This window comes from Streptomyces sp. NPDC097595, from assembly GCF_044761525.1.
GTDB classification, from domain to species: Bacteria; Actinomycetota; Actinomycetes; order Streptomycetales; family Streptomycetaceae; genus Streptomyces; species Streptomyces drozdowiczii_A.
Genome location: NZ_JBIWCN010000011.1, coordinates 21,015 through 40,219 on the forward strand (window position 1 = coordinate 21,015; position 19,205 = coordinate 40,219).

At 73.0% G+C, this 19,205-nt stretch carries 21 protein-coding genes; 12 read left to right on the plus strand and 9 right to left on the minus strand.

Annotated features, from left to right (window positions below; all coding sequences use genetic code 11):
- The 6 genes from ACIQZN_RS18595 to ACIQZN_RS18620 form a co-directional block, all read right to left on the minus strand.
- Entirely contained in the window at positions 1 to 645 is a 645-nt protein-coding gene (locus ACIQZN_RS18595) for a response regulator (RefSeq protein WP_403994572.1), read from the minus strand.
- Positions 642 to 1,832, minus strand: coding sequence for a sensor histidine kinase (locus ACIQZN_RS18600; protein ID WP_403994574.1), 1,191 nt, complete (start codon positions 1,830 to 1,832; stop codon positions 642 to 644). Before ACIQZN_RS18600 ends, ACIQZN_RS18595 begins: the two co-directional genes overlap by 4 nt.
- A 5-nt stretch (positions 1,833 to 1,837) precedes the next feature.
- Positions 1,838 to 4,033 carry an MMPL family transporter gene (locus ACIQZN_RS18605; RefSeq protein ID WP_403994577.1) on the minus strand — a complete coding sequence of 732 codons (2,196 nt, stop codon included), beginning with the start codon at positions 4,031 to 4,033 and terminating at the stop codon, positions 1,838 to 1,840.
- Positions 4,034 to 4,115: 82 nt separating this feature from the next.
- Positions 4,116 to 4,439 (minus strand): hypothetical protein, encoded by a 324-nt coding sequence (locus tag ACIQZN_RS18610; RefSeq protein WP_403995109.1) that lies wholly within the window; start codon positions 4,437 to 4,439, stop codon positions 4,116 to 4,118.
- Between the two features lie 29 nt (positions 4,440 to 4,468).
- On the minus strand, positions 4,469 to 5,053 hold the full coding sequence (locus ACIQZN_RS18615; protein WP_403994580.1) for a GNAT family N-acetyltransferase: 585 nt from the start codon (positions 5,051 to 5,053) through the stop codon (positions 4,469 to 4,471).
- Between the two features lie 46 nt (positions 5,054 to 5,099).
- On the minus strand, positions 5,100 to 5,876 hold the full coding sequence (locus tag ACIQZN_RS18620; protein WP_403994583.1) for a peptidoglycan recognition protein: 777 nt from the start codon (positions 5,874 to 5,876) through the stop codon (positions 5,100 to 5,102).
- 268 nt (positions 5,877 to 6,144) lie between these two features.
- Between ACIQZN_RS18620 and crcB (ACIQZN_RS18625) the strand changes: the two genes are divergently transcribed.
- The 3 genes from crcB (ACIQZN_RS18625) to crcB (ACIQZN_RS18635) are packed head-to-tail and all read left to right on the plus strand — an operon-like array spanning position 6,145 to position 7,285.
- Positions 6,145 to 6,564: a fluoride efflux transporter CrcB gene (gene crcB, locus ACIQZN_RS18625; protein ID WP_403994586.1), complete on the plus strand. Its 420-nt coding sequence runs from the start codon at positions 6,145 to 6,147 to the stop codon at positions 6,562 to 6,564.
- Positions 6,561 to 6,914 (plus strand): DUF190 domain-containing protein, encoded by a 354-nt coding sequence (locus ACIQZN_RS18630; RefSeq protein WP_403994589.1) that lies wholly within the window; start codon positions 6,561 to 6,563, stop codon positions 6,912 to 6,914. Before crcB (ACIQZN_RS18625) ends, ACIQZN_RS18630 begins: the two co-directional genes overlap by 4 nt.
- On the plus strand, positions 6,911 to 7,285 hold the full coding sequence (gene crcB, locus ACIQZN_RS18635; RefSeq protein WP_403994591.1) for a fluoride efflux transporter CrcB: 375 nt from the start codon (positions 6,911 to 6,913) through the stop codon (positions 7,283 to 7,285). Before ACIQZN_RS18630 ends, crcB (ACIQZN_RS18635) begins: the two co-directional genes overlap by 4 nt.
- Here the strand turns inward: crcB (ACIQZN_RS18635) and ACIQZN_RS18640 are convergent.
- On the minus strand, positions 7,257 to 8,705 hold the full coding sequence (locus tag ACIQZN_RS18640) for a DEAD/DEAH box helicase (protein WP_403994594.1): 1,449 nt from the start codon (positions 8,703 to 8,705) through the stop codon (positions 7,257 to 7,259). The genes crcB (ACIQZN_RS18635) and ACIQZN_RS18640 overlap by 29 nt on opposite strands.
- Positions 8,706 to 9,071: 366 nt before the next feature.
- On the opposite strand from ACIQZN_RS18640, the gene ACIQZN_RS18645 reads away from it, so the two are divergent.
- Genes ACIQZN_RS18645 through ACIQZN_RS18660 form a run of 4 tightly spaced genes read left to right on the plus strand, consistent with a single transcriptional unit; the run spans position 9,072 to position 11,980 of the window.
- Complete coding sequence (locus tag ACIQZN_RS18645; RefSeq protein ID WP_403994597.1) at positions 9,072 to 9,518, plus strand: hypothetical protein; 447 nt, start codon at positions 9,072 to 9,074, stop codon at positions 9,516 to 9,518.
- A gap of 3 nt (positions 9,519 to 9,521) precedes the next feature.
- Positions 9,522 to 10,082, plus strand: a complete 561-nt coding sequence (locus tag ACIQZN_RS18650) for a toxin (RefSeq protein WP_403994600.1) — start codon at positions 9,522 to 9,524, stop codon at positions 10,080 to 10,082.
- 48 nt (positions 10,083 to 10,130) lie between these two features.
- Complete coding sequence (locus ACIQZN_RS18655) at positions 10,131 to 11,378, plus strand: MAB_1171c family putative transporter (protein WP_403994603.1); 1,248 nt, start codon at positions 10,131 to 10,133, stop codon at positions 11,376 to 11,378.
- A complete protein-coding gene (locus ACIQZN_RS18660) occupies positions 11,375 to 11,980 on the plus strand; it encodes a hypothetical protein (RefSeq protein WP_403994606.1) in 606 nt (201 codons plus the stop codon). The genes ACIQZN_RS18655 and ACIQZN_RS18660 overlap by 4 nt, the downstream gene beginning before the upstream one ends.
- Positions 11,981 to 11,986: 6 nt before the next feature.
- Here ACIQZN_RS18660 and ACIQZN_RS18665 read toward each other — a convergent pair whose 3' ends face one another.
- On the minus strand, positions 11,987 to 13,696 hold the full coding sequence (locus ACIQZN_RS18665; RefSeq protein ID WP_403994609.1) for a SpoIIE family protein phosphatase: 1,710 nt from the start codon (positions 13,694 to 13,696) through the stop codon (positions 11,987 to 11,989).
- A 104-nt stretch (positions 13,697 to 13,800) separates the two neighbouring features.
- Entirely contained in the window at positions 13,801 to 14,553 is a 753-nt protein-coding gene (locus ACIQZN_RS18670; RefSeq protein ID WP_403994612.1) for an AraC family transcriptional regulator, read from the minus strand.
- Positions 14,554 to 14,630: 77 nt separating this feature from the next.
- Between ACIQZN_RS18670 and ACIQZN_RS18675 the strand changes: the two genes are divergently transcribed.
- From ACIQZN_RS18675 to ACIQZN_RS18695, 5 genes are all read left to right on the plus strand, one after another.
- Positions 14,631 to 15,824: an MFS transporter gene (locus ACIQZN_RS18675; protein WP_403994615.1), complete on the plus strand. Its 1,194-nt coding sequence runs from the start codon at positions 14,631 to 14,633 to the stop codon at positions 15,822 to 15,824.
- A gap of 82 nt (positions 15,825 to 15,906) precedes the next feature.
- Positions 15,907 to 16,392 carry a peroxiredoxin family protein gene (locus ACIQZN_RS18680; RefSeq protein WP_403994618.1) on the plus strand — a complete coding sequence of 162 codons (486 nt, stop codon included), beginning with the start codon at positions 15,907 to 15,909 and terminating at the stop codon, positions 16,390 to 16,392.
- A gap of 108 nt (positions 16,393 to 16,500) precedes the next feature.
- Entirely contained in the window at positions 16,501 to 17,010 is a 510-nt protein-coding gene (locus tag ACIQZN_RS18685; protein ID WP_403994621.1) for an NfeD family protein, read from the plus strand.
- Between the two features lie 69 nt (positions 17,011 to 17,079).
- On the plus strand, positions 17,080 to 18,522 hold the full coding sequence (locus tag ACIQZN_RS18690; RefSeq protein WP_403994624.1) for a flotillin family protein: 1,443 nt from the start codon (positions 17,080 to 17,082) through the stop codon (positions 18,520 to 18,522).
- 211 nt (positions 18,523 to 18,733) lie between these two features.
- Positions 18,734 to 19,204, plus strand: coding sequence for a cation:proton antiporter regulatory subunit (locus tag ACIQZN_RS18695; protein ID WP_403994627.1), 471 nt, complete (start codon positions 18,734 to 18,736; stop codon positions 19,202 to 19,204).
- Position 19,205: the final 1 nt, after the last annotated feature.

A 19,205-nucleotide genomic window follows, 5' to 3' on the forward strand; every position in this document is an offset into this window, starting at 1 on the left:
TCAACGCCGTTTCAGCAGGCCCGTGTCCAGGGCCACCACCACCGCGCGGGTGCGGTCGTTGACGTCCAGTTTGGCGAAGATGCGGAGCAGGTGGGTCTTCACCGTGGCCTCGCCGATGAAGAGGCGCCGGCCGATCTCGGCGTTCGACAGGCCGTCCGCGACCGCTTCCAGGACGTCCGACTCACGGGCGGTCAGCGCGACCGGGGCCGGGCGCCGCATCTTGGCGACCAGGCGCTGGGCGACGCGCGGGGCGAGGACCGTCTCGCCGCGTGAGGCCGCGTGGATGGCGTCCACCAGCTGCTCGCGGGTGGCGTCCTTGAGCAGATAGCCGGTGGCGCCCGCCTCCACGCCGCGTTCGATGTCCGCGTCGGTGTCGTACGTGGTGAGGATCAGCACCCGGGTCGGGGCGGGGCCCGCGACGATCTCCGTGGTGGCGCCGACGCCGTCGAGGACCGGCATGCGCAGGTCGAGCAGGGCCACGTCGGGGCGGAGGCGTTCGACCAGGTCGACCGCCTCGCGGCCGTTGCTCGCCTCGCCGACGATGTCGAGCGTCGGCTCGGAGCCGAGCAGGGCGACCAGTCCGGCGCGCATCACGGTGTGGTCGTCGGCCAGGACGACGCGCAGGGGTGCGGGGGTGGGCGTCATGGCACCTGGGGCCTCTCGTGCAGCGGGATGGTGGCGAGCACGCGGGTGCCGTCGCCGAGCGAGCCGGTGACGGTGAGCCCGCCGCCGAACTCCGCGAGGCGCCGGCGCATCCCGTCCAGGCCGAAGCCCCGGGAGTCCTCCACGACGAAGCCGCGCCCGTCGTCGGTGATCTCCAGTTCGGCGCCGCCGGGGTGGGCGGTGAGGACGACGCCCACGGTGGTCGCGGCGGCGTGCTTGCGTATGTTGGCCAGGGACTCCTGGGTGCAGCGGAGCAGGGCGACCCGGGTCGGCTGGTCGCAGTCGAGGTCCGCGAGTTCGGCGGTGACCGTGAGGCCGGTGTCCTCGGTGAACCGGTCCAGGGTCCGGCGGAGCGTCGCGGCGACGGAGCCCGCGGCGACCCCGCTGCTGGGGGCGGACCCGACCAGGACCCGGGCCTCGGCCAGATTCTCCCGGGCCGTCTGCTCGATGGACTGCAACTGCTGGGCACTGCGCGCCGGGTCCGCCGCGAGCTGGGACCTGGCCGCCTCGGCGAGCACGATGATCGACGCGAAGCCCTGGGCGAGGGTGTCGTGGATCTCCCGGGCGAGGCGTTCGCGCTCCTCGGCCGCGCCCTGGCGCTTCTGGCTCTCGGCCAGTTCGAGCTGGGTGCTCTGCAATTCGGCGCGCAGGGCGGCCCGTTCGTCGCGCTGGGCCAGGGCCCTGGGGGTCAGGACGGCCATCAGGACCGCGACCGCCCAGATGCCCAGCGAGGAGAGGGCGTTGTGGAGGAAGACCTCCGGCTGCCCGCCCTCCCTGAGGCTCCCGCCGACCGTGATCCCCAGCGCCCCGAGCCCCGTGAAGAGGATGGCGCCCCGGGGGCCGTCCACGAAGACGATGAACTGGGCGAGCGCCACGGTGTAGAGGGCGCCGAACCCGTCGCCCAGGTAGGCGAGGAGCCCGAGCCCCGCGGTGAGCACCGACAGATAGCCGTACGGTCCCGGCACCCGGCTCTCGGGGCGCAGCCGCACCCGCGCGTAACAGGCGGCGATGACGACCGTCAGGGCGAGGATGCCGAGCTTCCGGTCCCCGGGCGACCCGCCCGCCATCGTGACCAGGGTGACGAGGGCGACGAGGCCCCAGGACAGGGCCTCCCAGCCGTGGAGCACCCAGATCCAGAGCGGGTCGCCGCGTTGGGGCCGTTGAAGCATGTCCGTCAGCCTACGGGGAGGGCCGGGGCGGGCTCGGTGGCCGCCGTGGTGCGACGCCGGGGCCAGGCGCGTTCGCCGAGGAGCAGCAGGAGCGACGGCAGGATCATCATCCGGATCACCACGGCGTCCAGCAGGACCGCGACCGCGAGGCAGAAGCCCATCTGCTTCATCTCCGTGAGGTGCAGGAAGACGAAGGCCGCGAAGATCGTGACCATGACGAGGGCCGCGCTCGTGACGACCTTCGCCGAGCGGGCGATGCCTTCGAGTACGGCCTCCCGGGCACTCATGCCGTGGTCCATGGCCTCCTTGATCCGGCTGACGACGAAGACCTGGTAGTCCATCGACAGGCCGAAGAGCAGCACGAAGAGGAAGAGCGGGACGCGGGAGGCGATGGCGCCGAGCGAGTCGAAGTCCAGCAGGCCCTCGGCCCAGGTGCCCTGGAAGACCAGGACGAGCGCGCCGAGCGCGGCGGCCGCCGAAAGCAGGTTGAGGACGACGCCGATCAGGCCGATGACCGTCGAGCGGAAGGCGACCGCGGTGGTGACGAAGGTGAAGAGCAGCAGGAAGCCGATCACCAGTGGCAGCTTGCCGCGTTCGTGGTGCACATAGTCCTGTCCGCGTGCCACGTCACCGCTGACCGCCGTGTCGGCGCCGGCCAGCTTCCCGACGGTGGCGGGGATGTAGCGGTCGCGGAGGTGGTCCAGGGACGCGATGGCCTCGTCGGAGGGCGCGGGGTGCGGGACGGCCAGTTCGAGCACGGTCACCCGGCCGTCGGCGGAGGTGCGCAGGACGGGCTTCCCGGTGCGGGCGAAGAGCGGGTCGGCCTGGGCGCGCCGCCCGAGTTCGGTCAGCGCCGCCCTGGCCTCGGGCGCCCGGTCGGGGCTCGTACGGGTCACCACCTCGTGCTTGACGAGGAGTTCGGGGTAGGCCGCGGTCAGCCGGTCGTACACCTGCATGGCCGGGATCGAGCGGGAGAAGGTGTCCTTGCCGGGGTCGACGAGCTTGAGGCCCAGGGCGGGCGCGGCGATGGCGAGCATGACCAGGACCGAGGCGCACAGGGTGGCCACGGGGTGGCGCCGGGCGGGGCGCAGGAAAGCGGTGAAGATCCGGCCGTTCTCGGGCTTCGGGCTCTTGGTGGCGGCCGGCGCACCGCGCTTCGCCCGGCGGGCGGCCTTCCTGGTGGCGCGGCGTTCGGCGCGGTGGCCCAGCTTGACCAGCAGGGCGGGGAGAACGGTGAGCGAGCTGAGCACGGCCACGGCGACGACGAGGATCGTGCCGGTGGCCAGCGAGGAGAAGATGACGTCCGTGGCGAGGTAGAGGGTCGCGGTGCAGACGATCACCGCGAGCCCGGAGACCACGACGGCCCGGCCGGCCGTCGCCGCCGCGAGCTCCACCAGTGCTTCGGGGCCGAGGCGGCCGCCCGCGCGGGCCCGTTCCTCGCGTTCGCGCTTGAGGTAGAAGAGGGTGTAGTCGACGCCGACCGCGAGGCCCATGAGCAGGATCATGTTGGTGCCGACGCCCGGGTCGGGCAGCAGGTGCGAGGCCAGCATGGACAGGCCCATCGTCGCGGCGATGGAGGAGAGCGCGAGCAGCAGCGGGACCCCGGCCATGACGACCGAGCCGAAGACGGCCAGCAGGATGACGAGCGTGACCGGCAGGGAGAGCCGTTCGGAGAGCGCGAGGTCGTCGCCGCGCTGGTCGTTGACGCCCTTGCTGATGGCCGGTGAACCGGTCTCCTCCACGACGAGCTCCGGGTGGGCGTCGGCCACCTCGGCGGTCTCGGCGAGGAGCGGGACGACGTTCTTCCTGCCGTCCAGCTCGGCGCCCTCCATGACGACGCTCACCCGCAGGGCGGTGCGGTCCGCCGAGGGGACCGGGGCCTCCACTTCGCGTACCTCGTCCAGGGCCCTCATGCGGGCGGTGAGTTCGCGGGCCGCCTCCTTCGCCCGGGCGGTGTCCAGGGGGCCGGAGGCGGACCGGATCAGGATGTGTTCGGTGGGCCGGCGCTGGAGGCCGGCGTCGGTGGCCATCGACTCGGCGTGACCGGCCTCGCCGACCCAGAAGTCCTTGGTGGTGGCCGCGTTGGAGCCCGCCGCGATGCCGGCCCCGAGGCAGAGGAGGACGAAGAGGAACCATCCGGTGATCGCGCGCCAGGGGTGCCGGGCGCTCCACCGGGCCATGTGTACGGGTCGAAGTCTCATGTCCTCCATGCTGTTTCGGAGGGGGGTGCGCCCGGCAGCCTCGACCGGTGGAACCGGGGGTCCACCGGTCGGTGGACCCGGACTACGGCTCTGGGGCGGTGAGATATCGCTGGACGGTGGCCCCGAGCCAGTCCACGATCTCGTCCCGGCCGAGCGCCACGCTCGCCGGGAAGCGCAGGACGTAACGCGTCAGCGCGAGCCCCAGCACCGTCGAGGCGCACAACGCGGCCCGTGTCGACGCCTGTTCGGGGCTGTGGCCCAAGCGGCGGGCCAGCGGGATGAGCTGGTCGCGCAGCACGGTCTGCATGCGCTCGGCGGCGGCCGGATCGGCGGAGCCGACCCGCAGCAGCGCGTTCATCGTGGTCACCGGCGTGCTGGTGCTCCGCGAGACCGGCCGGGCGCGCACCGCCCCGGTCCCGCGCACCGCCTGACCCGTCAGGGCCGGGCCGCCAGGCGCGCCTTCGCCTCGGGCCACTCGTCCGCGAGCAGCGAGAAGTACACCGTGTCGCGCCAACTGCCGTCCGGGCGGCGGCGGTGGCGCCGCAGGACGCCCTCGCGGCGGGCGCCGAGGCGGGCTATCGCCTGCTGGGAGCGCTCGTTGAGGTGGTCGGTCTTCAGCTGGACGCGGCCCATGCCCAGGTCCTCGAAGGCGTGGGTGAGCAGGAGCAGCTTCGTCTCGGTGTTGACGGCGGTCCGCCAGTACGCGCGGCCGTACCAGGTCGAGCCGATCTCCAGGCGCTCGTGCTCCACGTCGATGTCGAGGAAGCACGTCCAGCCGACGGCCCGCCCGGTGGCCAGGTGGACGACGGCGAAGGGGACGTACGAGGCGTTGGCGAGCATCGCGGCGAGCGCGGCCTCCATGTCCTGACGGGTGCGGGGCACCGGGCCGCCGAGCCAGCGCCAGACCTCGTCGTCGTCCCCGCCGGCGGCGAAGAGGTCGTCCAGGTGGGCGGGGGCGAGCGGTTCGACACGGACATGGCGGCCGGTCAGGGTCACGGGGAGGGGGCGCGTGGCGATCATGCCCACAGCCTACCCTCGTACGCACTAGCGTCAAACACTTTATGCACTAGTGCGTATTGCCCGCGTCCTCCGTGTCGGCCTCCCCCTCGCGCCCGGCCGCCGCGCGCATGGCCGCCGCCATGGACCGGATCTCGGGCAGCTCGTCGTACAGCGCCTGGCCGGGGCAGCTCGTCTGGTAGGTGTCGCGGTGGCCGGAGATGACGTTCAGCACGGCCACCTCGCCCTTGGGGTAGCGGCTCGCGTCGTTGGTCGAGCGCAGCTTCACCTTGCCGCGCGGGTCCTCGCCGGGGCGCAGCTTCCACGCCGCGATCGAAGCCAGCGCCCGGACCACGGGGGCCGGGACCTTCTCGCCGTCGCGGTAGTCGCCGAGCACCGCGATGCCCACGCTGTCGGCGTTGAAGCCGGTGGTGTGGGCGCCGCGCACCGAGCGCGTGATGCCGCCGGCCCGGCCCTCGTAGATCGTGCCGCACCGGTCGACCAGGAAGTTGTAGCCGATGTCGTCCCAGCCCCGGCCCTTGATGTGGGCCTCCTCGACGTTACGGATCAGCTCCGGGGCCTCCGCGCAGTCGTAGTCGTTCGTGTCGTCCGTGTGGTGGACGAAGACCGCGCGGACGGCGCCCGTGTAGACGGCACGTTCCCGGACGATGGACTCGTCCGCGTGCCAGGCCGTCCGGCTGACGATCACGGGCTGCGGCGCGGCCGCCGCCCGGGTGCGGGGGGCGGCGGGCGGCTCGGCCAGGATGTGGGGCACCGGGGCGTCCCGCGGCACCAGCAGGGCCAGCGGGAGGACCGCGGCACCCAGCCATATTCGGTGGGGCCACATGGCTCCACCCTGCGGGTATCCCGCCAGGACCGCAGATGAGGTGGCCGATCGGGTGAAATCGCGCCGGCCTGGGAATAGCCGCAGGCCGCGTCCGGACCGGCCCGCTCACGGCGATATCCTGGGGAAAGCAGCGGACCGGTGTGCCGGTCCCCGCACGGCGGTGGGGCCCGCCGTACCCGAACCGCGGACGCGTCACGCGCCGCCAACGGTCCCTACTTGCGGAGACGCGCGCCCGTATCCGATGGGCGCCCCGGCAGGTAGGAGACGTATGCCCGGCTCATTCGCGAAGAACCCGCAGACCGCGGTCGTCGCCGTGGTCGCGCTCGGCGGCGCGGCCGGTGCCTGCGCCCGCTACGGCGCCGGGCTGCTGTGGACCACCGCGGCCGACGGCTTCCCCTGGACGACCCTCGTGGTCAACGTCATCGGCTGCGCGGTCATCGGGGTGTTCATGGTGGTGATCAGCGAGGTCTGGGCGGCGCACCGGCTGGTGAGGCCGTTCTTCGGGACCGGGGTCCTCGGCGGGTTCACCACCTTCTCGACGTACGCGGTCGACATCGAACAGCTCGTGTCGAAGGACCGGGCCGGCACCGGACTGGTCTATCTCGGAGTAACACTGCTCGCGGCCCTCGCGGCGGTGTGGAGCGCGGTGTGGCTGACGCGCCGCGCACTGGCGTGGAGGCAGGCATGACGACACCTGTGACCGAACCGGGGCTGCGGCTGACCGTGCTGGTCGGCGAGTCCGACAGCTGGCACCACCGGCCCGTCTACACGGAGATCGTGCACCGGGCGCACGCCGCCGGGCTCTCCGGCGCCAGCGTCTTCCGGGGCATCGAGGGTTTCGGCGCCTCCTCGATGATCCACACCCAGCGGCTGCTGTCCCTGAGCGAGGACCTGCCGGTGGCGGTGGTGATCGTGGACACGGAGGAGGCGGTACGGGCGTTCCTGCCGGAGATCGCCGAGCTGACCGACGGCTGCCCGGTGACGCTGGACGCCTGCGAGATCGTACGGAGCGCCGGGATAGAGGGGGAGCAGGGGTGAACTGGCTCCTGGTGATCGCCGGAGCGGCGGTCGGCGCCCCGATGCGCTACCTCACCGACCGGGCCGTGCAGTCCCGCCACGACACGGTCTTCCCGTGGGGGACGTTCACCGTCAACGTGTTCGGCTGCCTGATCCTGGGCACGCTGACCGGCGCGGTGGCGGCCGGGGCGGCCTCCTCGCACCTTCAGCTGCTGCTCGGGACCGGGCTGTGCGGGGCGCTGACCACGTACTCCACGTTCAGCTACGAGACGCTGCGGCTCGCGGAGGACGGGGCCAGGTTCTATGCGGCGGCCAACGTCGTGGTGAGCGTCGGCGCGGGCCTCGGCGCGGCCTTCGCGGGCGTCACGCTCGCCGAGGCGGTCTGGGCCTGACCCGGCGCTCGGAGGGCGGCGCGGTGATGGTGACGGGCACGCCGGACGGGGCCTGCGCGCCGGTGATCCGGCTCAGCTCCTCGCCGCCGGAGCGGACCTCCGCGATCTGCGGGGTGATGCCCGCGTCGGCCATCAGCCGGGTCATGTCGCGGCGCTGGCTGGGCAGCACCAGTGTGACGACGCTGCCGGACTCCCCGGCCCGGGCGGTGCGGCCGCCCCGGTGCAGGTAGTCCTTGTGGTCGGCGGGCGGATCGACGTTGACGACGAGGTCCAGGTTGTCGATGTGGATGCCGCGCGCCGCGACGTTGGTCGCGACCAGGACCGAGACGTGCCCGGTCTTGAAGCGCTCCAGGGTGCGGTTGCGCTCCGGCTGCGCCTTCCCGCCGTGCAGGGCGGCCGCCCGGACCCCGCTGTTGAGGAGATGGGCCGTCAGCTCGTCCACCGCCTGCTTGGTGTCCAGGAACATGAGCACCCGGCCGTCGCGCGCCGCGATCTCCGTCGTGACGGCGAACTTGTCGGAGGGCCGTACGTGGAGCACGTGGTGCTCCATCGTCGTCACGGCGCCCGCGGCCGGGTCCACCGAGTGGACGACCGGGTCGTTCAGATAGCGCCGGACGAGCAGGTCGACGTCGCGGTCCAGGGTCGCCGAGAACAGCATGCGCTGGCCGCCCACCGGGATCTGGTTGAGCAGCTGGGTGACCTGGGGCATGAACCCCAGGTCGGCCATCTGGTCCGCCTCGTCCAGCACCGTCACCTCGACCCGGTCCAGGACGCAGTCGCCGCGCTCGATGAGGTCCTTGAGGCGGCCCGGCGTCGCGACGACGACCTCGGTGCCCCCGCGCAGCGCGGCCGTCTGGCGGCCGATCGACATCCCGCCGACGACGGTCGCCAGGCGCACCCGCAGCGGCTTCGCGTACGGGGTCAGGGCGGCGGTCACCTGCTGGGCCAGCTCGCGGGTGGGGACCAGGATCAGGGCGCGCGGATGCCGGGCCTCCGCGCGGTGCCCCGCCGTGCGCGCCAGCACCGCCAGGCCGAAGGCGAGGGTCTTGCCCGAGCCGGTGCGGCCCCGGCCCAGTACATCGCGCCCGGCCAGCGAGTTCGGCAGGGTGGCCGCCTGGATCGGGAACGGCTCGGTGACGCCCTGCTCGGTCAGCGCCGCCAGCACGGCGTCGGGCAGGTCCAGGTCGGCGAAGGCCGCGACGGGGGGCAGCGCCGGGGTCTCGGTCCGCGGCAGCTCGTACTCACCCTGGCGCGCCACGGGCTTGCGGCCCTTCCCGCCGAAGCGGCGGTCGGGGGCCCCGGCGCGGCCGGCGCCCCGGGTGCGGAAGCCGCCCGCGCGGGAACCCCCCGAGCCCGGGGCACCCTGGCCACGGGAGCGGGAGGAGCGGTCGTGGGGGCGGGGGGTGCGGTCGCGGCTCAAGCGGAACCTTTTCGTCTGGGGCGGCTCTTTCCGACAGGGCAGCTCTTTCCGATGGTAACCGGGGCGGGTGCGGGGCGCGGGGCGCGGAAAACATGCCCGGAACAAGGACACTGACCGGCCGGTCAGTTGATGACTGCCCGGGGCAGGGGCCATAATGTGCGCGTAGCCCTTCACGCATCCCCCGTCGTGAAGGGCTACACCCCTGTGCGGGCGCGCGTGGCGGCAGCGCGCACCGGCGTCTTCACGGGCAAGGGACTCCCCTCGTGGCCCCCTGCCCATGTTTTTTCGAGTTAACAGTGACGTAGAGTGTTTGCGCAAGCCCGCTCCGGACAGGGGTTCCGCGGTGGACGTGAATGTGGGGGCCGGATGGACAACGGCGTAGAGAGCGCGCCGGAGCTGCGGACGCTGCGTCAGAAGGTCGAGTACATGGTCGAGAAGACCTTCCCCGGCCGGAAGATCTCGGGCCGGTTCTTCGCCGACCTGGTCAAGGAGCGCGGCGGTTCTCTCTCCCACAGCTACTTCTCCAACATCCTGGCCGGCAAGGTGACCCAGCCGTCCGAGGAGATCCTGAAGGCGCTCGGCCTGGGCTTCGGCGTGGACTGGCGGTTCTTCAAGGAGGAGTCCGAGGTCGTGGACGACGTCGTGGCCGGGCTCCAGTTCCTCGCCAAGCGGCGGACGGGCGAGATCAGCGGGCTCGCCGGGCGCGGGCTCGACGAGGACGGGCTGCCGCCGGAGTTGCTGCGGTTCGCGATGTCCCTGCTGCGGGACGCCGAGGAGCGCACGCCCCCGGCCGGCGGCGGACAGCAGGGCTGAGCCATGTCCCTGCGGAAGTTGCGGCGGGAGTGCGAGGAGGGTCTCGCGGAGCTGCCGCTGCCCTCACCGTTCTCCCTGCCCGGCCTGGTGGCCAACATGGAGGCCGCCCGGGGCCGGACCATCGTGCTGCACGAGATGCCCGACCGGCTGGCGCGTGTCAACGCCGCCTGCGGGCTGCGCCTGAAGAGCGGGGACACCAGCTTCGTGCTGTACCGCCGGCGCCCCACCGCGTACCAGACCCAGCACGTCATCCTGCACGAGCTGTGCCACGAGTGGTTCGACCACGGCACCTCGCTCGACGCCCGGCAGCTCCAGCGGCTGCTGCCCGTCTTCGACACCTCGCTCATCTCCCGGATGGTCGGCCCGGACGCGGTGCTCACCCCGGACGCCGTGCAGGCGCGCGCGCAGTACGACACCCACGACGAACGCATGGCCGAATTCGGTGCCTCGCTGATCCCCCGGATGGCCCGGGACGTCACGAGCGATGACATGGTGGGGCGGCTCGCCAACTCGCTCTCGCGCCCGGTCGCCCACCGCCGCGGCGGCCTGTTCCGGCGTCCGTAGGATCCGTACCGCCCGGCCCGAATCCCCCCACACCCGAGGACTTCTTCCGTGACCCCGCTCGACCTCGCCGGCTATCTCATAGCGGGCCTGATGACAGCCGTCGCCCTGTGGCGCATGCCGGCCGCGCTCTGGGGCGACGAGGAGGACCGGCGCCGCCGCGCGCTGTGGGGGTGTTACGCGGGATTCGCGCTGGCGCTCTGGACGAAGACCCGGTTCGTACGCGTCGGGCTCAACGACAGCCCGGTGACCGACCTGTCCGTCCTCATCAAGCACTACACCGCGACCATCGCGATTCTGGCCATTCTCAGTTACATCGTGGCGATCTACGGCCGGTACGCGGACGAGGGCGACGTCCCCCGGCACGTACGGTTCGCCCGGCTCATCCAGCAGGTCGCCGCCAAGGCGTCGGTCGCCACACTGGTGCTGCTCACCGTGCTGTTCTTCACCGTGGTCGACCGCTCCACGCCCTCGGACCGCTTCGTCGCGGACCACGCCGGGCAGTGGGGCGCCACGCTGTACATGAGCGTCTTCTACCTCTACCTCGGCGCCGCGTCCGCCGTCTGCGCGTACCAGTGGGCGCTGGCCACCCGGAGCGCCCGGATGCGTCATCTGCGCATCGGGCTCGGGATGATGACGTTCGCGATGTTCATCGGCGTCGGCTACACCGTCAGCCGGACGCTGTTCCTCTGGGTCAGCGTCGTGGACCGGCCGAGCGAGTCCTTCGCGCTGGACTTCGACGAGGTCACCGAGGCCGCCCAGGTCGTCCTGTTCCTCTTCTTCGCGGTCGGCGCCTCCATCCCGGCGCTGAGCAACGTCCGCCGCCGCGCCAAGCTCTGGCGGGCACAGGCCCGGCTGCACGGCCTCTGGTACGAGCTGATGACCGCCTTCCCGGACCAGCCCTTCGAGCCCCCGCGCCCGCTGCCGCGCGAGCTCACCCGCTTCGACACGCCCGCCGACCTGCGCGTCGACCGCTGGGCGGCGGACATCGCGGACGCGGTCGAGAAGCTGCGCCACTACGTGCCGGACACCCTGCTGCCCGCAGCCGAGGCGGCCGCCGGGGCCGGTTCCGGCTCGCCGCTGGCCGACGCGTACTGGATCAAGGCGGCGCTGATCGCCCGGGACGGCGGGGCGCCGGCGGGTGAGGCGGCGGCCGTCTCCACCCAGCAGGCCACCGACCAGGACGGCGAGGTCGCCCGGCTGGTCCGGGTCGCGGCGGCGTACCGCACGGTGACCCCGGAGCGGGCCCGTCAGATCCTCGACATGTGTGACACCACGGGCAAGGAGCAGCCGGCATGACCACCACCGACGCCACCGACAGCACGGCCGCCCCCGACCACGCCCTCGCGCGGCGGGTGACCGACGTCCTCCAGCCCCGCAACGTGCTGCTCGTCGGCATGCTCGCCATCGGCCTCGCGGCGGCCGGGGAGTGGACCGGGCTGCTCTGGGGGCTGCTCGGCGCGCTGTGCGCGGGGATCGTGCCCGCCGGGTACATCGAGTGGGAGCGGGGACGCGGCACCTGGGGCGACCGCCATGTCGTGGACCGCACCAAGCGGGCGCCGATCTTCTTCGTGATCCTGGGCTCCATCGGCGCCGGTTCGGCGGTCATGGTGCTGGGCGGGGCGCCCACCGGCATCCTGGCCGCGATGCTCGCGCTGTGGGCGATGACCGTCGTGCTGCTGGCGGTCAACACGGTGTGGAAGATCTCCGTGGACGCCTCCGTGGCCTCGGCGGTGGTCGCTCTGCTGGCCGCCGTCCACTCGCCGTGGTGGCTCCTCGGGTACGCGATGGCGGCCGCCGTCTCCTGGTCGCGGGTGGCGCTCGGCTACCACACGGTGGGCCAGGTGACGGCGGGGACGGCGCTGGGCGCGGCGACGGCGGGGGCGTTCCTGTTCGTGTGACCCGGCTCAGAGCTCCGGGGGTACGGCCTCCGGCTCCTCCCGGTTCCGCGAGGCCATGACCGCGATGTCGTCGTCGGCGCCGGGGCCGAAGCGTTCGAGCACCCGGTCCAGGAAGGTCTCCAGGTCGCCGTTGTCCGGCAGGCTCAGCTCCCCCAGCCGGGCGACGCACGTGTCGATGTCCTCACCGCGCCGCTCCACGAGCCCGTCGGTGTACATGAACAGCACCGTGCCCGGGCCGCACTCCATCACCGTGGACCGGTAGCCGCCGAACCCGGTGCCGAGCGGCGGGGCCGCCGGTACGTCGCAGATCCGGGTGCCCGCCGCGCCCGGGTCGAGGAAGACCGGCGGCAGGTGGCCCGCGCTCGCCACCTCGCACATCCCGCCGTCCGCGTTGACCACGGCGAGCAGACAGGTCGCCGCCCGGTCGATCCCGGACCGCTCCACCATCCGGTCCAGCTGTTCCAGGATGCGGTGCGGGGGCAGTTCCTCGTCGGCGAGGAGGCGCAGCAGCGAGCGGTAGTGGCTCATGGCGACGGCCGCCTCGACGCCGTGCCCCATGACGTCGCCCATCGCCTTGAGGTGCCGCCCGTCGGGCAGCGGGATGACGTCGAACCAGTCGCCGCCCACCAGGACGCTGCGGTCGGCCGGCAGATAGCGGGTGGCGACCTCGATGTGCGGGTGGGGCGGCCGGGGCTCGGAGAGCAGGGAGCGCTGGAGCTCCAGGGCGATGGTGTGCTCGTGGGTGAAGCGGCGGGCGTGGTCGAGATGGACGGCGGCCCGCCCGGCGAGCTCCCGGGCCACCACCACGTCGTCGTCCGAGAAGACGGGCGAGCCGCCGGCCCTGAGCAGGCCGAGCACGCCGATCGGGGCCCCGCGCACCGAGATGGGGACGGCCACGGACGAGTGCAGCCCGAGCTCCCGGTAGGCGGCGGCCCGGTCCGGATGGGGTGCGGAGCGCCTCAGCCGCTCGTCGTCGGTGAGGTCGTCCACCACAGGCAGGTTGGTGGCCAGGCACCGCGATACGGCGGCCTCCTCCCGGTAGTCGATGTAGTCACCGGCGACCCCGAACCGGGTGACCCCACCGCTCAGCCCGCGCACCGCCGACATGGCCGCGCGCCGCAGCCGGACCACGTCGGGCGGTGCCGGGCGCACCGGCGGAGCCACATCCGGGGGGAAGACCTCGACGGCGGCGATGTCGGCGAGCCCTGGCACGACGAGGTCGGCCAGCTCGGCGCAGGTGGTGTCCATGTCGAGGGTGGTGCCGATGCGGGTGTTCGCGCTGTCGAGGAGGGAGAGGTGGCGCTGGGCCTGGGCGAGCCGGCGCTGTTCGTCGTCGGCCATGACCTCCAGCACGATCCCGACGACGCCGACGGCCCGGCCGTCCATCTCCAGGCGGTGGTAGGCCCCGTGCCAGTAGATCCGGGCGGTCCCGGACTCGGCGGGCAGCCGGCCGCTGGAGGTGACCTCGCGGGCCCGGCCGTCCGCGAGCACGGCGCGCATCAGGTCCTCGCGGGCGTCGATGTCGGGCAGCACCTCGCTGGGGCGGCGGCCGATGTGGGCGGCGGGCGGCAGGCCGTTGCGGCGTACGAGGGACGGGTTGACGTACAGATAGCGCAGCTCGGTGTCGAACACGGCCACGCCCGCCGTCGTGCCGTCGAGCACGGTGGCGAGCGCCGTGACGTCGATGGACGGCGGATGGTCGGCGTGCACCGGCAAGGCAAACCTCCTGAGGCAGGGCGCGGGCCGCCTGCTGCCCGGCCCTTCATCCTCGGTCGCCGCGCGCGCTCCCGCATCCGCAGACCGCCGGGTGGCGGCGGGCCTCAGGTCGTGCTTGCCGCGTACGAACCCGGGGTGGTGCCGAAGGCGTGGCGGAAGGACTGGATGAAGGCGCTCGGGCCGCTGTAGCCGCAGGCCACGGCCACGGAGGTGACCGAGCCGCCCGAGGCGAGGAGGGTCAGCGCGCGGTGCAGGCGGAGCTGGGTGCGCCACTGCGGGAAGGACATCCCGGTCTCCGCGCGGAAGAGCCTGCTCAGGGTGCGGGGCGCCGCGCCGACGGCCGTGCCCAGCTCGGTGAGGGTCCGGCCGTCCGCCGGGTCGTCCTGGAGGATGCGGGCGATGTCGCGGAGCCGGGCGTCGGCCGGGGTGGGCAGGCAGACCCCGAGCGGTTCGACCCGGCGCAGCTGGTCGAGTGCGACGCGCTCCAGGTTGCGGCGGCGGCGCGCGTCGCCCGTGAGCTCCGTGTCGTCGGTCAGGCAGGCCACGACCTCGCGCAGCAGCGGGGTGACGGCGAGGACGGTCGGCCGGTCGAGCCGGAGCGGGTTGTCGGCGGGGGCGAAGCTGAGCGCCCGCAGCTCGGTCGGCCCGTACGCCAGGTGGGCGTGGACGACGCCGGCCGGGATCCACACCGCCCGGTGCGGGGGCACGGCCCAGACGCCGAGCGGGGTGGCGACCTCCAGGACCCCGCGCGAGGGGCAGACCAGCTGGTGCTCCAGGTGGTGGTGGCTCTCGATGCGCTCCTGGTGCGCGAGCGGGACCCGGGCGGGGCCGTGCAGGGTGCGGCCGGTTGGCGACATAAGCAGGCAGATTATCGCTAGCCCGCTCCCGGGGCCGCCCGAAATCCTCGAAGGGACCTTCGAGGAGGAGCACCTTCATGACCACCGACAACGCCGCGCCCGCCGGCGCCCCGCCCGCCGAAGCCGCCGCGCCCGTGTCCGCCTGGCGGCGGATGCGGATGTGGGGCGCCGCGCACGCCGTGGACGACCTCTACCAGGGCCTGGTGCCCGCCTGCGTCCCGTACTTCGTGCTCGACCGGGGCTACAGCTATGTCGCCGCCTCCGGGCTGACCCTCGCGGCGGCCCTCGGCAGTTCGGTGCCGCAGCCGTTCATCGGCCTCGCGGTGGACCGCTACCGGCTGCCCCGGCTGGCGCCCGCCGGGCTCGCCGTCGCCGGGATCGGGCTCGGCCTGTCCGGTCTGGTGCGGCCGTACGCCGCCGTCTGGCTGCTGATCCTGCTGTCCGGGCTCGGCGTGGCGATGTTCCACCCGGCGGCGGGCAAGGCGGCCCGGGAGGCGGCGGGCGACAGCGCGTCCGCGATGAGCGTCTTCGCGGCGGGCGGCAGCGTCGGCTTCTTCCTGGCCCCGGTGCTGGCGACGCCGGCGCTCGTCGCGATGGGGGTCGGGGCGACGGCGCTGTTCATCCCGCCCGCCGTCCTGATGGCGTTCGTCCTGCTCCGGCACCGCCCGGCCACCGCCCCCGCGCGCAAGTCCGGGCGGGCGGGGCGGGACCGGTGGCGGCCGTTCCTCTTCCTCACCGGGGTCGCGGTGGTGCGCTCGGCGGCGTTCTTCGGCGCGATCACCTTCATCGAGCTGTTCTGGATCCGCCACCTCCACTCGGGCCGGGGTGTGGCTGGTGTGGCGCTCGCCTGCTTCCTGGTCGGCGGGGTGGCCGGCACGCTGCTCGGCGGCCGGATCGCGGACCGCGTCGGCATGGTCCGTACGGTGCAGCTGGGCGGTCTCGCCGCCGTACCGGCCCTGGTCGCGCTGCGGGTGACCCCGGGCACCCTGCTGCCGCTGGTCTTCGCGGTCCTGGCGGGGCTGGCGCTCAATGTGCCGTTCGCCGTCCTGGTGAAGCTGGGTCAGGACTACCTGCCGGGGCGCCCGGGCACGGCGGCCGGGGTCACGCTGGGCCTCGCCGTCAGCATCGGGGGCCTGATCGCCCCGGCGCTGGGCGCGGCGGCGCAGGCGTACGGGCCGCAGGGCGTGTTCACGATCCTGTGCGCCATCCCCGTACTGGCCGTGCTCCTCGGGCTGTTCCTCACCGAGCCGGAACCGTCCCCGGGTGGCTGACCGTCCCCTGTGACGGAGGCATGCTGTATGCGACACGGGCGGCACCATCGCCGCCCGGGCGCAGCACACCGAAGGGCACGCCATGGGATCGTCACCGCAACTGGGTTCAGCCGTACCGGACTTCACGCTTCCGGGTGGTGTGCTCACCGAGGACTCCTTCGAGCAGCGCGACTACAGGCTCGCGGAGGCGCGCGGCCGGGCCCTGGTCCTCGCCTTCTACCCGGGCGACAACACCACCGTATGCACGAAGCAGTTGTGCGCGTACTCCTCGGGGATGGAGACCTTCGAGGCGCTGGACGCGGAGGTGTGGGGGATCAGCCCGCAGGGTGTGGACAGCCATGAGTCGTTCGCCCGTGCCCATGGGCTGCGCATGCCGCTGCTGGCGGACCCGGGCCGGGAGACCGCCCGGGCCTTCGGCGTCGCGGCGCCCGGGATCGGGGTGCGGCGCGCCGTCTTCCTGATCGACGCGGAGGGGGTGCTGCGGTGGAAGCACGTGGCGCTGCTGGGGGCGACGTTCCAGTCCCTGGACACCCTGTCCGACCAATTGTCCGGCATCAAGAGCAAGTAAATGATTGCCGGGTTCCGGCAATGTCGTTCGGGGGGTGCGTATGGGACCATCCAGCCAGTTCGACGGAAAAGCAGCACGGGGGTCGGCGGGGCCGGGAGGGGTGATCACGTGACCTTGTTTCTCGGTCTCGGCATCGCGGGGGTCGCCCTGCTCGCCCTGTCGCTGGTCTTCGACGGGATCCTGGAGGGCCTCTTCGGGGGCCTGCTGGAGGGCCTGTTCAGCGGTCTCGTCTCCCTTCCGGTGATCGCGGGGTTCCTGTCGATGCTCGGCTTCGGCGGCGCCATCGTGCTCGGCACGACCGGTGCGGGCACCCTCGTCGCCACCGCGGCGGGGGCCGCGGCCGGGGTGGTCGCCGCCCTGCTGACCTGGAAGTTCAGCCGCGCCCTGATGCGGGACCAGACCGACGCGACCCCGCGCGGCGAGGACCTGGTCGGCACCTCGGGGTCGGTGGTCACCGCGATCCCGGCCGACGGCTACGGCGAGGTCCTGGTCCGCCTCGGCGGCCACCTCGTGAAGCTGTCCGCGAGGAGCACGGCGCCGGTCGCCCGCGGCTCCGAGGTCTGGGTCGAGGCGTCGCTCTCCAGCACATCGGTGTCGGTCCGTCCCGTCGAACGCTGACCGGTCGGCCCGGCACCCTCACCGCTCGTCTCACGACTGCCCCCGTCAGGAGGCAGAGGGGGAAACCGCATGAGTCCCGTAATGATCGCGATCGTCGGAGTCGTCGTACTCCTCTTCCTGCTCGCCCTCGCCGTGATCACCCGTTACAAGGTGGCCGGCCCCAGCCAGGCGTTCATCATCACCGGCCGCCGGGGCAAGAAGTCCGTCGACCCGGTGACCGGCCGGACCAGCATCGACAACAGCGGCCAGAAGGTCGTCGTCGGCGGCGGCGTCTTCGTCGTGCCGTTCGTCCAGCAGAAGTTCACTCTGGACCTGTCCAGCCGGCACATCCCGGTCGCCGTGCGCGGCGCCGTCACCCTGCGCGGCGTCAAGGCGCACCTCGAAGGCGTCGCGATCGTCAAGGTCGGCGGCAGCGAGGACGCCATCCGGGCCGCCGCCCAGCGCTTCCTGCGCCAGCAGGACGGGATCGTCGGCTTCACCCAGGAGGTGCTCTCCGGCGCACTGCGCGCCATCGTCGGCCGGATGTCCGTGGAGGACATCATCCGCGACCGCGCCGCGTTCGCCGGCCAGGTGGCGGAGGAGGCCGAGGCGAGCCTGTCCGGCCAGGGGCTGATCCTGGACGCCTTCCAGATCCAGGACATCACCACCGAGGGCTCCTACCTGGAGGACCTGGGCCGCCCCGAGGCCGCCCGCGCCAAGCAGGAGGCCGACATCGCGGAGGCCATCGCCCGCCGCGCCTCGGAGCAGGCCCGGCTGAAGGCCGCCGAGGAGATCGCCATCGCCGAGCGGACGTTCTACCTGAAGCAGGCGGAGATCAAGGCCGAGACCGAGGCGGCCGCCGCCAAGGCCAACGCCGCCGGTCCGCTCGCCGAGGCCGCCCGCCAGCAGGAAGTGCTCACCGAGCAGGAGAAGGTCGCCGAGCGCCAGGCCGCGCTGACCGACCGCGAGCTCGACACCAAGGTCCGCAAGCCCGCCGACGCCGCCCGCTACCAGGCGGAGCAGGAGGCGGAGGCCCGCCGCATCGCCCAGGTCAAGGAGGCCGAGGCGGCCGCCGAGCGCGCCCGGCTCACCGGTCAGGGCGAGAAGCTGCACCGCTCCGCGCTCGCCGAGGCGGTGCGCATCGAGGGTGAGGCGGAGGCCGCCGCCATCGCGGCGCGCGGTTCGGCCGAGGCCGAGGCCATGCAGAAGAAGGCCGACGCCTTCGCGCAGTACGGCGACGCGGCCGTCCTCCAGATGCTCGTCGAGGTGCTGCCCCAGGTCGTCGCCAAGGCCGCCGAGCCGATGAGCGCGATCGACAAGATGACCGTCATCTCCACGGACGGCGCCAGCCAGTTGTCCCGTACGGTCACGGACAACGTCGCCCAGGGCATGGAGCTGCTCAGCTCCACCACCGGGGTCGACCTGGCCGCGCTGCTCCAGAACCTCAAGGGCGCGGTGCCGAAGCCGGCCGCCGAGCCGGCGGTCCCGGTGGCCTCTCCGGAGAAGAACGGGAAGATCGAGATCGGCGACTGATCCCCGTACGGACTGATCCACCGTACGAACGGACCCGCGTGCCCGGCCGGTTGCGCAACCGGCCGGGCATTCGTGTGCCGGGCCCCGGACCGCAACGGTCCGGTGGCCGGAAAACGCCCCTCAGGGGTGGCGCATACCTCCGGATAAGGTAATGCGGGTCTAAAGAGATCGCCAAGTGCCTCGCGCGTACCGCGCTCCTCGGGAGGAAGCCATGGGAACCCACCGCACCACGCTGCCCGGAGTCGGCGTCCAGTACGACTACACCACCGAGTCCGGGCAGCACATCTCCGTCGTGGTGCACCACGACGGGCGGCGGTTCATCGGCTTCTACGACCAGGACGACCCTGATTCGTGCCGGCTCTCCGTCCCCCTGACCCCACAGGAGGCGACCGGTCTCGCGCACCTCATCGACGCGGCGCCCATCGACGCCGTACGGACCGAGGGCATCGACCTGGTCACCGAGCACATCCCGCTCGGCACCCGCTCGCCGTACGGCGGCCGGCTGCTCGGCGACACCCAGGCGCGGACCCGGACCGGCGCCTCGATCGTGGCGGTGCTGCGCACCCACAGCGCGCACCCGTCCCCCGGGCCGGACTTCCGGCTGGCCATCGGCGACACGCTCATCGCCGTCGGAACACGCGAGGGCGTCGACACGCTCTCCGAGATCATCGCGGAGGGCTGAC

What these genes read in the sequence shown, in the direction of transcription:
- ACIQZN_RS18595 (WP_403994572.1), bottom strand. Translation starts at nt 645, where the DNA reads ATGACGCCCACCCCCGCACCCCTGCGCGTCGTCCTGGCCGACGACCAC.
- ACIQZN_RS18600 (WP_403994574.1), bottom strand. Translation starts at nt 1,832, where the DNA reads ATGCTTCAACGGCCCCAACGCGGCGACCCGCTCTGGATCTGGGTGCTC.
- ACIQZN_RS18605 (WP_403994577.1), bottom strand. Translation starts at nt 4,033, where the DNA reads ATGAGACTTCGACCCGTACACATGGCCCGGTGGAGCGCCCGGCACCCC.
- ACIQZN_RS18615 (WP_403994580.1), bottom strand. Translation starts at nt 5,053, where the DNA reads ATGATCGCCACGCGCCCCCTCCCCGTGACCCTGACCGGCCGCCATGTC.
- ACIQZN_RS18620 (WP_403994583.1), bottom strand. Translation starts at nt 5,876, where the DNA reads ATGTGGCCCCACCGAATATGGCTGGGTGCCGCGGTCCTCCCGCTGGCC.
- crcB (WP_403994586.1), top strand. Translation starts at nt 6,145, where the DNA reads ATGCCCGGCTCATTCGCGAAGAACCCGCAGACCGCGGTCGTCGCCGTG.
- ACIQZN_RS18630 (WP_403994589.1), top strand. Translation starts at nt 6,561, where the DNA reads ATGACGACACCTGTGACCGAACCGGGGCTGCGGCTGACCGTGCTGGTC.
- ACIQZN_RS18645 (WP_403994597.1), top strand. Translation starts at nt 9,072, where the DNA reads ATGGACAACGGCGTAGAGAGCGCGCCGGAGCTGCGGACGCTGCGTCAG.
- ACIQZN_RS18650 (WP_403994600.1), top strand. Translation starts at nt 9,522, where the DNA reads ATGTCCCTGCGGAAGTTGCGGCGGGAGTGCGAGGAGGGTCTCGCGGAG.
- ACIQZN_RS18660 (WP_403994606.1), top strand. Translation starts at nt 11,375, where the DNA reads ATGACCACCACCGACGCCACCGACAGCACGGCCGCCCCCGACCACGCC.
- ACIQZN_RS18670 (WP_403994612.1), bottom strand. Translation starts at nt 14,553, where the DNA reads ATGTCGCCAACCGGCCGCACCCTGCACGGCCCCGCCCGGGTCCCGCTC.
- ACIQZN_RS18675 (WP_403994615.1), top strand. Translation starts at nt 14,631, where the DNA reads ATGACCACCGACAACGCCGCGCCCGCCGGCGCCCCGCCCGCCGAAGCC.
- ACIQZN_RS18680 (WP_403994618.1), top strand. Translation starts at nt 15,907, where the DNA reads ATGGGATCGTCACCGCAACTGGGTTCAGCCGTACCGGACTTCACGCTT.
- ACIQZN_RS18690 (WP_403994624.1), top strand. Translation starts at nt 17,080, where the DNA reads ATGAGTCCCGTAATGATCGCGATCGTCGGAGTCGTCGTACTCCTCTTC.
- ACIQZN_RS18695 (WP_403994627.1), top strand. Translation starts at nt 18,734, where the DNA reads ATGGGAACCCACCGCACCACGCTGCCCGGAGTCGGCGTCCAGTACGAC.